Below are 12679 nucleotides of genomic sequence, written 5' to 3'. Positions count from 1 at the left end.
TTATGATACGCGCCTCTGCCTTTGCGACAAGACTGCGAATTTCACTTTATTTACGCTACAATCCGTTAAATTTAGTTGTGTTTTATCGGTGTGATCTGACGCCCGTTTTTGCGTTTTTTTATCAGATCATTACCCTGAAACCCGGCCCGGATAAGAAATCAGGTGAAAAACATGCCCTATATCGTCGCGCTTACCGGGGGAATCGGCAGTGGGAAAAGTACGATTGCCCGGGCATTTGCCGCGTCTGGCGTGGACATTATTGATGCGGATTTGATTGCCCGTGAAGTGGTCGAGCCGGGCACGCCAGCTCTGCAGGCCATTCAGGCGCGCTATGGTTCATCGATCGTCACGCAACAGGGCGGGCTCGATCGCGCCCGGCTTCGCGACATTATTTTTCAGCAGCCTGACGAGAAAAACTGGTTAAACGCGCTACTCCACCCTCTCATCAACGCCCGGACGCGCGAGCTGATCGCGCAGGCCACCTCACCTTATGTGCTCTGGGTTGTTCCGCTACTGGTGGAAAACCAGTTGCAGCACCAGGCTGACAGAGTACTGGTGGTGGATATCGATGAGGCGACACAGTTAGCGCGCACGCAGCAGCGTGATGGTCTCTCCGCCGCCCAGGCACAACGAATTCTTGCCGCACAGGCCACGCGCCAGCAGCGCCTTGCCTGTGCCGACGACATTATTGATAACAGTGGCAAGCCCGATGACGCCTTGCCACAGGTTGCCGGACTTCATCAGCGCTACCTCAGGCTGGCGGCAGCGAAACAGGATTAATACCATGAGCACACCTGTTCTGTTCGAACACCCACTGAATGAAAAAATGCGTACCTGGTTACGGGTTGAGTTTCTGATTAATCAGTTAGATGAAACCACGCCGCTGGACAAGACCGTCAATGCGCTGACCTTTTTCCGTCTGATCGCCGAACTGCTCGACATCTTCGAGCGGGGGGACATGCGTACAGAGCTGCTGAAGGAACTGGAGCGCCAGCAGCAGAAGTTACGTGCCTGGGCGGATGTGCCCGGTGTCGATATGACGCTGGTTAACGCGCTCAGCGATAAACTCCGGATGCAGTCAACGCAGCTGATGAATGCGCCGAGGATGGGCCAGCAGCTGCGCGAGGATCGTCTTATTGCCCTTGTACGCCAGCGGCTCAGCATCCCCGGCGGCTGCTGCAGCTTTGATTTACCCGGCCTGCACATCTGGCTCCATCTGCCTCAGGAGACCCGCGATGCCCAGGTTGAAGCCTGGATGCAGACGCTGGTGCCATTGCATCATGCGCTGGCGATGGTTCTGGACCTGATTCGCCAGTCCGGTACTTTCCATCTGCAGACCAGCCTGAATGGCTTTTATCAGGATAATGCCGAAGGCGCCGATCTGCTGCGGCTGCAGCTGTCACTGGACGATGCGCTTTATCCACAGGTATCCGGTCACAAGAGCCGTTACGCCATCCGTTTTATGCCATTTGACAGTGAGCACGGTGAAGTTCCGGCCCGCCTTAATTTTCAACTGGCCTGTTGTTAGAGGTAACCATGCAGCAAGATGTAATGACCGTTTCCTGTCCGCAGTGCGGCAAAGATGTGATCTGGGATGAGCTGAGCCCGTGGCGTCCCTTCTGCAGTAAGCGCTGCCAGCTTATTGATTTAGGCGAATGGGCCGCAGAAGAGAAACGAATCCCCAGCAGCGATGACATGAATGACAGCGACAGCTGGAGCGAACAGGATCAGTGATCAAAGAATGGGGCGCACGGCCCCATTCCCTCAGAGTTCGCCCGCGACCAGACGTGCAATCAGCGGATGATTGGCTGGCGGAAACTCGTCTGCCACCAGCGCCTGCTGATCGACCCAACGCTGCGGCTGCCCCTCTTTACCCCACGGTTCGCCTTTCCACCCTTCAACCAGAAAGAAGTGCAGCGTCACACGCAGATCGTCATAGGTGTGGTCTGCATGCCCAATCGGACGCGCGTCGGTAACCTCAATGCCCGTCTCTTCGTGCAGCTCCCTGATCAATCCCTGTTCGGCACTTTCGCCCGCTTCAATTTTGCCGCCAGGAAACTCCCATTTGTTCGCCATATAAGAACTCGCCGCGCGCTGGGCAAGGAAAATCTGTTTATTGGCATTACGAATGATGCCAACTGCAACCTGCAGGTGCTTCATGAAGACTATCCGGTTGTAATCAATAGAGGAGTGCTGATTCTAGAACATGCCTTTGCGGAAGTTAACCGCTTTAGCCCGGCGTGGCTGCGCCCGCTCAGGCAGTGCCGGGTTCAGGTAGCAAGCATAAAAAAAGGAGCCACAGCGGCTCCTTTTTATTCAGCGTTTAGTCTCAGGCGATACGGCCATGACACTGCTTGTACTTTTTACCGGAACCGCATGGGCAGGGATCGTTGCGGCCCACTTTGCGTTCGCCGCTCTGCTGCTCCGCGACTGGCTCTGCCAGAAGATCTTCTTCGACATGGCTCAGCTGCTGCTGCTGTGCCAGACGCTCGGCTTCTTCGCGACGCTGCTGCTCCATCGCTTCCACTTCTTCCGGCATGCGCACCTGAACCTTGCTCAGCGTACTGATCACTTCATATTTCAGTGACTCCAGCATCGCCGCAAACATGGCGAAGGATTCACGCTTGTACTCCTGCTTCGGATCTTTCTGCGCATAGCCACGCAGATGGATACCCTGACGCAGATAGTCCATCGCGGCCAGATGCTCTTTCCACAGCGAATCCAGTGTCTGAAGCATCACGCCTTTTTCGAAGTTACGCATCATCTCTGCGCCCACGATCTGCTCTTTCTCGGCATAGCTCTCGGTCGCGCGGGCCATGATGCGTTCGCGCAGCACTTCCTCATGCAGATCCGGTTCTTTATCCAGCCACTCTGCAATCGGCAGGTCGAGATCGAAGTCCGCACGCAGACGCTCTTCCAGGCCAGGGACATCCCACATCTCCTCCAGAGACTGCGGCGGGATATAGGTGTCGATCGTGGCTTTATAAACATCGTGGCGAATGCTGTTGATGGTTTCGCTCACGTCGGAGACGTCCAGCAGCTCATTACGCTGACTGTAGATGGCACGACGCTGGTCGTTCGCCACATCATCATATTCCAGCAGCTGCTTACGAATATCGAAGTTACGGCTTTCAACTTTGCGCTGTGCGTTGGCAATCGCTTTGGTGACCCACGGATGCTCAATCGCTTCGCCCGGCTTCATGCCCAGTTTACGCATCATGTTGGAAACGCGATCCGAGGCAAAAATACGCATCAGCGCATCTTCCATCGACAGATAGAAGCGTGATGAACCGGCGTCACCCTGACGGCCTGCACGACCGCGCAGCTGGTTGTCGATACGACGCGATTCGTGACGCTCGGTGCCCACGATGTGCAGACCGCCTGACGCCAGAACCGCATCGTGGCGGATCTTCCACGCCGCTTTGATCTCTTCAATCTGCGCTTCGGTCGGCGCTTCCAGCTCGGCCACTTCCGCATGCCAGCTGCCGCCCAGCATGATATCAGTACCACGGCCAGCCATGTTGGTGGCAATGGTGACCGCACCCGGCTGACCCGCCTGCGCCACGATATCCGCTTCGCGGGCGTGGAATTTGGCGTTAAGCACGTTGTGTTTGATACCGGCGCGGGTCAGTTCGTTAGAAACCACCTCTGATTTCTCAATCGAGATGGTCCCCACCAGCACCGGCTGACCGTTAGCAGTACGCTCACGGATATCTTCGATGATCGCATCAATCTTCTCTTTCTCGGTCATGTAGACCAGGTCAGCCAGATCTTTACGCACCATCGGACGGTTAGTCGGCACCACGATGGTGTCGAGCTTATAGATGGAGCTGAATTCAAACGCTTCGGTATCAGCCGTACCGGTCATCCCGGCCAGTTTCTCGTAAATACGGAAGTAGTTCTGGAAGGTGATCGAGGCCAGAGTCTGGTTCTCGTTCTGGATCTCCACACCTTCTTTGGCTTCGATCGCCTGATGCAGACCATCGGACCAGCGACGTCCCTGCATGGTACGGCCGGTGTGTTCATCGACGATGACCACTTCGCCCTCTTTCACGATGTAATCCACATCGCGGGTAAAGAGCGCGTGCGCACGCAGTGCCGCCGTGACGTGGTGCATCAGCATGATGTTGGTCGGAGAGTAAAGTGACTCGCCCGCTTCCATAATGCCCTGGCTGACCAGCAGCTCTTCCACTTTCACCAGACCGCGCTCAGACATGTGCGCCTGACGTGCTTTCTCATCGACCCAGAAGTCACCCTCACCCTGATGGGTTTCGGAGTCCTCTTTATCCTGGCGAACCAGATGCGGGATGATTTTGTTCACTTTGGTGTAAAGCTCGGAGCTGTCTTCTGCCGGACCGGAGATGATCAGCGGCGTACGCGCTTCATCAATCAGGATGGAGTCAACCTCATCCACCAGCGCATAGTGCAGTTTACGCTGTACGCGCTCTTCCGGGCTGAACGCCATGTTGTCGCGCAGGTAGTCGAAGCCATATTCGTTGTTAGTACCGTAAGTGATGTCTGCCGCGTACGCTTCACGCTTCGCTACCGATGGCAGGCCCGACATGTTGATACCGATGCTCAGGCCCAGGAATTCGAACAGCGGACGGTTGTTTTCCGCATCACGCTGTGCCAGATAGTCGTTGACGGTCACGACATGGACGCCTTTACCCGACAGCGCATTCAGATAAGCTGGCAGCGTCGCGGTCAGGGTTTTACCTTCACCGGTACGCATCTCTGCGATGCAGCGATCGTTCAGCACCATGCCGCCAATCAGCTGCACATCGAAGTGGCGCATTCCGAACACACGTTTACTGGCTTCACGCACGGTGGCAAACGCTTCCGGGATCAGGCTTTCCAGAGACTCCCCTTTTTTCAGGCGCGCGCGGAACTCGTCGGTTTTGGCTTTCAGTTCATCATCAGAGAGCTTCTCAAAGTCAGGCTCCATTTTGTTGATGACATCCACCACTTTGCGCATACGGCGCAGAGTACGATCGTTACTGCTACCAAAAACCTTGGTTAATATTTTGCTTAACATAATAAATATATTCTCAATTCAGCCGGCACATTGCGGGCTGCGAAATCTGAACAGAGTGAATAAAACCAAAAGATTAGCAGAACAATCGGGCAGGTCCGGCGCGAATGCCATGCACGCTGGCATGCCACTCGACCCAGGAGCGGGTAACGGCCATAAAAAGCGGGGGAACAGCGAGCTGCTGTGGCGCAGTGTGCAGCGCAGAGTGAGAGGTCAGTAAATTATGCAGTGAGTCAATCAGCGCCAGCTTTTGTGCTGCCAGCGGTAACGGCTGCTGCTCCGCCTGCGCCTGTGGCGCCAGCGTGAAGGAGAGATGACGGATAACCGTGCGGATAGCGTGCTGGTGCCAGTAGTCGACGCTGAAGCTCGGACGCCGGGACGCTTCCTGAAGCCGGATCAGGTGGTCAAAACGTGTCGCGTTGCCCAGAAACAGGCTGCTGGCGGGCGATTCAGATGACGCGTTGAGTTCGGAGCTTTGCGCGCAGGCTGGCAGGCCAAAGCTGGCCGCAACCATCCCCAACAGGAGATGAGGCCAGAAGTAGCGTCTACCTAATTGTCGCCAGCGCTGAAGAATCCCGATCACAACTTTTCCATCGCGCAACCCGTGCTGCGCTCATATTTTTGTGTACCCGCCGCGAAGCGCAACGGATTTGAGCCTGTAAAAGTGCCACAGATAGTAACATTAATGTGGGGCATCCACACCTGAGATTAAAGTGGCGGTGTGAGAAAACACGCATGATTGCTCAGCAATTCAGCAGCGTAAATCGCGTTTTGCAGCCACGGTCGCAGCGTCTGAAAGTGAAAGGCGGGGCGAAAAAAAACGGCTGGTATCGCTGACCGGAGAGGGTGTCAGCATAACCAGCCGTTTCACGTTCCGGAGGCGTTAAGCCAGAACCAGATTCGGTGCTTTGAATGCCAGCGGCAGTTCCGCTTCGTCTTCGAAGGTTGCCCATTCCCAGGCTTCCTGCTTCGCCAGAACCGCCTGCAGCAGCTTGTTGTTCAGCGCGTGACCCGATTTGAACGCAGTAAATGCGCCAATGATGTTATGGCCACACATAAACAAGTCGCCGATAGCGTCCAGCATTTTGTGACGGACAAACTCGTCTTCAAAACGCAGGCCTTCTTCATTCAGTACGCGGAAATCATCCAGACCTATCGCACAATCTAAGCTACCGCCCAGGCACAGGCCTTTAGACTGCAGATATTCGATTTCACGCATAAAGCCAAATGTACGCGCCCGGCTGATTTGACGAACAAAGGCGTCAGCAGAGAAGTTCATCGCGTAGCGCTGAGAGCTGGAGTCGATAGCCGGGTGTTTGAAGTCGATGGTGAAATCGAGCGAGAAACCGTTGTACGGTTTGATCTCAGCCCATTTGTCACCCTCTTCCACACGCACGGCCTGCTTAACGCGCACAAATTTCTTCGCGCTGTTGAGCTGCTCGATACCCGCATCCATCAGCAGATAGATGAACGGTGCTGCGCTGCCATCCATGATCGGGATCTCTGGCGCATCGACTTCAACAATAATGTTGTCGATACCCAGACCCGCCAGGGCGGCATTGAGGTGCTCAACCGTTGAAATACGCACGCCATCATCGTTCACCAGGCAGGTGCTCAGCATGGTGTCGCGCACGTATTTTGCATCAGCCGGAAAATCTACCGGTGGATTCAAGTCGGTGCGACGATAGATGACCCCGGTGTTAGCCGACGCAGGGCGTAAGGTCAGGGTGACTTTCTTGCCGGTATGCAAACCGACACCCGTCGCCTGAACAATACGTTTTAATGTCCTTTGTTTGATCATCGCATTATCTCGCAGTATCACCTTTCCGACCGCCAGTATACTTTACCAGCGGGCAGACACTTTAGCACAAAGAGCGGAGAATCCCAATTATAGGGTTAATCCTAATCGGCCTGCTTACGTAAAAAGGCCGGGATATCAAGATAATCGGGCTCTTTATTCGACGGTGCTGGCTGATCGTTAACCACTTTAGCCGCCGGTTTCTGCTCCTGCGGCAACGGTGACATACCGTGCTGCTGATAGCGATGATCCATTACAGGCTGGCTGGCTGGCTTGTTAGTCACCAGCGTGATTTCAGGACGCTTGTCCATGCCGATACCGGTTGCCACGACGGTGACGCGCAGTTCGTCATTCATTTCCGGATCCAGTGAGGTACCAATCACGACGGTCGCGTTATCAGACGCGAAGGCGCGGATGGTGTTACCCACGGTTTCGAACTCATCCAGACGCAGGTCGAAGCCCGCGGTAATGTTGACCAGCACGCCGCGTGCGCCAGAGAGATCGATATCTTCCAGCAGTGGGCTTGAGATCGCCATTTCAGCCGCTTCTTCTGCACGATCTTCACCGCATGCAACGCCGGAACCCATCATCGCATAGCCCATTTCGGACATGACAGTGCGCACGTCAGCAAAGTCGACGTTCATCAGGCCCGGACGGGTGATCAGCTCGGCAATACCCTGAACAGCGCCTTTCAGCACGTCGTTCGCCGCGCCAAATGCATCCAGCAGAGAGATGCCACGACCCAGCACTTTCAGCAGCTTGTCGTTTGGAATGGTAATCAGTGAATCGACATGCTTAGAGAGTTCAGCAATCCCCTGCTCGGCAAACGCCATGCGTTTTTTGCCTTCGAAGTTGAACGGCTTGGTGACGACAGCCACCGTCAGGATACCCAGATCCTTAGCCACTTCAGCAACCACAGGCGCTGCACCGGTTCCGGTACCGCCGCCCATGCCGGCTGCGATGAACACCATGTCTGCCCCTTCCAGCGCAGAACGCAGTGCTTCGCGATCTTCTTCTGCAGAGTTACGGCCCACTTCCGGGTTCGCACCCGCACCCAGACCCTTGGTAATGTTGTTACCGATCTGGATAGTCTGGCCGACAGCTGTTTTACGCAGCGCTTGCGCGTCGGTATTCACAGCAAAGAATTCCACACCTTCGATACGCTCGCGTACCATGTGCTCTACGGCGTTACCGCCGCCGCCACCGACGCCGATGACTTTAATCACCGCGTCGTTGGTTAATTCCATAGGTTCAAACATGATTTCTCTCCGTTATGTGCCTGTCGCCTGGAGATCACAAAAGAAAACAGCATGATCCCCTTTCACAAAAATTAAAACTCTTTTTTTAGCCAACTGTTAATACGCTTGAACCAGTTGCCTACTGAGACACGTTTTTCGGTCTCTGCATCACCGTTCAGATGCGACTCTTTACCGTAGTGCAGCAGTCCCACCGCGGTGGAGTAGTACGATTCCTGCGCATAGTCAGTCAGGCCGGTAATATTCAGCGGCTGTCCGATACGCACCTGCGTATGGAATACGCGTTGCGCACAGGCCGCCAGTCCTTCGATTTGCGCGGCTCCCCCGGTCAGGACAATGCCTGCGGCCAGGTGATGCTTCACGCCCTGCTGACGCAGTTGTTCCTGTAACTGCAGAATCTCGTCGTTGACCAGATTCAAAAGTTCGGTGTAACGCGGCTCAATCACTTCGGCCAGCGTCTGGCGCTGCAGACTGCGCGGTGGACGTCCGCCCACGCTTGGCACTTCAACGTTCTCATCTTTACCGACAATCGAGCCCAGCGCGCAGCCATGGCGCACTTTGATCGCTTCAGCATCCGTCGGCGGTGTACCAAACGCATAGGCGATGTCGCTGGTCACGACGTTACCTGCATACGGAATCACCTTAGTGTGCCGCAAAGCGCCGCCGGTATATACGGCAATGTCCATTGTACCGCCACCAATGTCGACAACACACACGCCCAGCTCACGTTCATCTTCAGTCAGTACGGCAAAACTGGAGGCAAGACCGGCAAAAATCAGCTGGTCCACTTTCAGTCCGCAACGCTCAACGGCTTTAACGATGTTTTTCGCCATGTCGTTGTGACAGGTGATCAGATGCACTTTCGCCTGCATACGCACGCCAGACAGACCCACAGGGTTTTTGATCCCTTCCTGGTAGTCGATGGCGTACTCCTGAGGAATGACGTGCAGGATGCGATGTTCGTCGCGCACACGAACCGACTTCGCGGTATGGACAACGTTCTCCACATCATCCTGGGTCACTTCCTCTTCGGAAATCGGAACCATCCCGATTTCGTTCTGACAACTGATATGTTTGCCCGATAAAGCAAGGTAGACGGAGGAGATCTGGCAGTCCGCCATCAGCTCAGCCTGGTCGATGGCGCGCTGAACGCATTTCACCACCGACTCAAGGTCGTTTACGCCACCTTTATCCATACCACGGGACGGGCAGCTGCCCACCCCAATAATGTTGACCATACCATCGGGCAGAATTTCCCCAACCAGGGCGGCAACCTTCGCAGTGCCGATTTCGAGTCCAACTACCAGTTTTCTGTCCGTTGCCTTGATCATTGTTGTTTAGCCTGTGCCTGGTTCTGTTGCTGATTACTGTCCTGTGGCTCCATCACGACCGGTGTCCAGCCCACAGAAGCACCCGAGTCGTATCGCAAATCCACGTAGCTGATACGTTTGCTCTCGTTCTGACCCTGCTGCTGCAGCACCGGATAGAGCTCAATAAAGCGATTCAGTCGTTTCATCGTGTCGCTGCGTCCCAGTTCGATGCGGATATCATCGCTGGTAACCAGCTGCCATGAACGCCGGGCCGTCATCGACGCCACCTTCAGCGTAAATTTCCGGGCTTTCAGCACATCATCCATGCTGTGATAGCCCGCCAGGACCTCTTTCTCGCTCCCTTCCGGCCCATATAACATCGGCAGGACCTCTTTGCCGACATGACTGGCGGGCACGCTGAAGGAAACTCCGTCGGCATCCACCATGTGTAAATCGTTCCAGCGCGCCACTGGCGTGTACTCGACCAGATGGATTTTCAGCTCATCCGGCCACTGCTTACGTACGCTGACCTGCTTAATCCAGGGCAGCCGCTCAATCTGCTGCTGCAGAATGTCCACGTTCTGAGACATAAAGGTGCCAGGCGGGCCCAGCGATAAAATGGCCTGACGAATATCATCGTGCGTGGTGTAGTGCGTCTGCCCTGTCACCACCAGCTTTGACAGCGGCAGCCGGGACGCATCATTCATCCACTTCAGCACGGCCAGTCCGCCAGCCACCATAATCCCGATAACGGTCAGCAGAAAAATAATGCCGAACAGTCGGGCTCCGTTACTGCGGCCGGTGCGAATACGCTCCTGCGGTTCACGGTTTCGAACTCTCATTGCCGCCTGTGACATATCAGTCGGCCAGCTCCAGAATATGGGCAACCAGCTGCGGGAAACTCATGCCCGCCTGTTTTGCTGCCATCGGTACCAGGCTGTGACTGGTCATGCCCGGCGAGGTATTCGCCTCCAGAAGCTGGAAGTTTCCTGCCCCATCGGTCATCACATCTATACGACCCCAGCCGCTGCATCCCAGCGCACGCCAGGCAGAGAGCACCAGCTGCTGTAATTCCGCCTCACGCTCAGCGCTTAACGCCGCCGGACAGAGATACTGAGTATCGTCAGAAATGTATTTTGCTTCATAATCATAGAACTCGCTGGCGCTCTTTATTTCGATGGCCGGCAGGATGCGGTCGCCCACAATCGCCACGGTATATTCCGAACCGCTTAAAAACGCCTCAACCAGCACATCGTTGTCGTGCTTAAACGCCCGTTCCAGCGCCGCAGGCAGTGCGCTCAGATCATTGACCCGGCTGATGCCCACGCTGGACCCTTCACAGGCGGGCTTAACAAACAGCGGTAAGCCCAGCGCCGCAATGTCCGCATGACACGTAGCATCCAGTCCGGCATCATGCTGCTGACGCGTCAGCCAGACAAAACGACCTGAGGGTAAACCGCGTCCCTGCCACAGCAGTTTGGTCCGCAGCTTATCCATCGTTACCGCCGAAGCCATCACGCCGCTGCCGGTGTAGGGCAGTTGCAGAAACTCCAGTACGGCCTGCAGCGTGCCATCTTCGCCGCCCCGGCCATGCAGCGCGATAAAGACTTTGCTGAAACCCTGCTCTTTCAGCGTCAGCACAGAAACGTCGCGGGTATCGATGCCCTCGGCATCAATGCCCATTTCCCGCAGTCCGGCGACGACGGCCCGGCCTGAATTCAGCGAAACCTCGCGCTCTGCCGAGGTGCCGCCCATTAATACGGCAACTTTATCAGCCATGACGATCCTCCGCTTCCGGCGCCGGCTGGAGTTTGATCTCCGCCAGCTTACGCGCCACTTTGCCGACGTTACCGGCACCCTGTACCAGAATCAGATCGTTACCTGACAGCAGCGGCGCCAGCATCTCCGGCAGGGCGTCATGTTCGGTAACCAGAATCGGATCGACCTTGCCACGGTTGCGAATCGCGCGGCACAGCGAACGGCTGTCAGCGCCCGGAATGGCGGTTTCACCGGCAGAGTAAACATCCAGCATCAGCAGCACATCCACATGCGACAGCACGTTGGCAAAATCGTCAAACAAGTCGCGGGTCCGGCTGTAGCGGTGCGGCTGAAACACCATCACCAGCTTCTTGTCCGGCCAGCCTGCGCGCGCGGCTTTGATCGTCGCATCCACTTCGGTGGGATGGTGACCGTAATCATCCACCAGCATCGCGCTGCCTGGCTGACCATTGACCGGCTCTGTCGGGAACTCGCCCAGCAGATCAAAGCGACGACCGGTGCCCTGGAAACTCTCCAGCGCGGCCAGGATTGCATTGTCTTCGATGCCCTCTTCGCTGGCGACGGCAACAGCGGCGGCCGCGTTCAGGGCATTGTGACGGCCCGGCGCGTTCAGCGTAATCTTCAGCGGCGCTTTATCCTGACGAATCAGGGTGAAATGGCCCTGCGCACCCAGCTGCTCATAGTTCTCGATACGCAGATCCGCATCGTCGCTGAAACCATAAGTGGTGATATGGCGTCCCACGCGCGGGATCAGGTCACGGATCACTGCATCATCCACGCACATCACTGCGCGACCGTAAAACGGCAGGTTGTGCAGGAAGTTAATAAACGTCTGCTTCAGGTTCCCGAAGTCGCCCTGATAGGTGTCCATGTGGTCGGCTTCGATGTTGGTCACAATCGCCACCATCGGCTGCAGATGCAGGAACGACGCATCGCTCTCATCCGCTTCGGCAATCAGATAGCGGCTGTTACCCAGGCGGGCATGGGTGCCTGCGGCTTTCACCAGGCCGCCGTTGACGAAGGTCGGATCGAGACCCGCTTCTGCATAAATACTGGAAACCATCGCCGTGGTGGTGGTTTTGCCATGCGTTCCGGCAACGGCGATGCCGTGACGGAAGCGCATCAGCTCAGCCAGCATCTCTGCGCGACGGATCACCGGAATACGCTGTTCGCGCGCCGCCACCAGCTCAGGATTGTCCTGCGAAACGGCGCTGGAGACCACGACCACGCTGGCATCGGTCACGTTCTCAGGGCGATGGTTAAAATAAATGGTGGCGCCCAGCCCGGTCAGATGCTGTGTCACCGGATTCGGGGCCAGATCTGAACCGCTGATATGGTAGCCTTCATTTGCTAACACTTCGGCAATACCGCCCATGCCCGCACCACCGATGCCGACAAAGTGAATGTGCCGGACGCGACGCATCTCGGGCACAATAGAACGCAGTTTTGCCAATTGTTGTGTATTCATCGCTCTCAATTACCTGCTCTTTCAGTTTGTACCCGC

At 56.0% G+C, this 12679-nt stretch carries 12 protein-coding genes; 3 read left to right on the top strand and 9 right to left on the bottom strand.

The window, feature by feature from the left end:
• The first annotated feature begins 171 nt into the window (after positions 1–171).
• The 3 genes from coaE to yacG are packed head-to-tail and all read left to right on the top strand — an operon-like array spanning position 172 to position 1734.
• Entirely contained in the window at positions 172–780 is a 609-nt protein-coding gene (gene coaE, locus ACLHDD_RS00435; RefSeq protein WP_427102488.1) for a dephospho-CoA kinase, read from the top strand.
• A gap of 4 nt (positions 781–784) precedes the next feature.
• Positions 785–1528, top strand: coding sequence for a cell division protein ZapD (zapD, locus tag ACLHDD_RS00430; protein ID WP_427102487.1), 744 nt, complete (start codon positions 785–787; stop codon positions 1526–1528).
• An 8-nt stretch (positions 1529–1536) separates the two neighbouring features.
• Positions 1537–1734 (top strand): DNA gyrase inhibitor YacG, encoded by a 198-nt coding sequence (gene yacG / locus ACLHDD_RS00425; protein WP_427102486.1) that lies wholly within the window; start codon positions 1537–1539, stop codon positions 1732–1734.
• A 30-nt stretch (positions 1735–1764) separates the two neighbouring features.
• On the opposite strand, the gene mutT is transcribed toward yacG, so the two are convergent.
• From mutT to murC, 9 genes are all read right to left on the bottom strand, one after another.
• Positions 1765–2160: an 8-oxo-dGTP diphosphatase MutT gene (gene mutT / locus ACLHDD_RS00420; RefSeq protein WP_427102485.1), complete on the bottom strand. Its 396-nt coding sequence runs from the start codon at positions 2158–2160 to the stop codon at positions 1765–1767.
• Between the two features lie 169 nt (positions 2161–2329).
• Positions 2330–5035, bottom strand: coding sequence for a preprotein translocase subunit SecA (gene secA, locus ACLHDD_RS00415; RefSeq protein WP_427102484.1), 2706 nt, complete (start codon positions 5033–5035; stop codon positions 2330–2332).
• Between the two features lie 73 nt (positions 5036–5108).
• On the bottom strand, positions 5109–5615 hold the full coding sequence (secM, locus tag ACLHDD_RS00410; protein WP_242281335.1) for a secA translation cis-regulator SecM: 507 nt from the start codon (positions 5613–5615) through the stop codon (positions 5109–5111).
• A gap of 300 nt (positions 5616–5915) precedes the next feature.
• Positions 5916–6833 (bottom strand): UDP-3-O-acyl-N-acetylglucosamine deacetylase, encoded by a 918-nt coding sequence (lpxC, locus tag ACLHDD_RS00405; RefSeq protein ID WP_313653083.1) that lies wholly within the window; start codon positions 6831–6833, stop codon positions 5916–5918.
• Positions 6834–6934: 101 nt separating this feature from the next.
• Positions 6935–8089: a cell division protein FtsZ gene (gene ftsZ, locus ACLHDD_RS00400; protein WP_427102483.1), complete on the bottom strand. Its 1155-nt coding sequence runs from the start codon at positions 8087–8089 to the stop codon at positions 6935–6937.
• Between the two features lie 71 nt (positions 8090–8160).
• Entirely contained in the window at positions 8161–9417 is a 1257-nt protein-coding gene (gene ftsA / locus ACLHDD_RS00395; protein ID WP_313653081.1) for a cell division protein FtsA, read from the bottom strand.
• On the bottom strand, positions 9414–10253 hold the full coding sequence (gene ftsQ / locus ACLHDD_RS00390) for a cell division protein FtsQ (RefSeq protein WP_427102482.1): 840 nt from the start codon (positions 10251–10253) through the stop codon (positions 9414–9416). The genes ftsA and ftsQ overlap by 4 nt, the downstream gene beginning before the upstream one ends.
• Before the next feature lies 1 nt (position 10254).
• The gene (locus ACLHDD_RS00385) at positions 10255–11175 is read right to left on the bottom strand and encodes a D-alanine--D-alanine ligase (RefSeq protein WP_427102481.1); all 921 of its coding nucleotides are present in this window, start codon (positions 11173–11175) and stop codon (positions 10255–10257) included.
• Positions 11168–12643: a UDP-N-acetylmuramate--L-alanine ligase gene (murC, locus tag ACLHDD_RS00380; RefSeq protein ID WP_427102480.1), complete on the bottom strand. Its 1476-nt coding sequence runs from the start codon at positions 12641–12643 to the stop codon at positions 11168–11170. The genes ACLHDD_RS00385 and murC overlap by 8 nt, the downstream gene beginning before the upstream one ends.
• Between the last annotated feature and the right edge of the window lie 36 nt (positions 12644–12679).

This window comes from Pantoea sp. NSTU24 (assembly GCF_050157905.1).
Classification (GTDB): Bacteria; Pseudomonadota; Gammaproteobacteria; order Enterobacterales; family Enterobacteriaceae; genus Pantoea.
The sequence above is the reverse complement of the archived record's forward strand: the minus strand, read 5'-3'. Positions and strand labels throughout refer to the sequence as shown.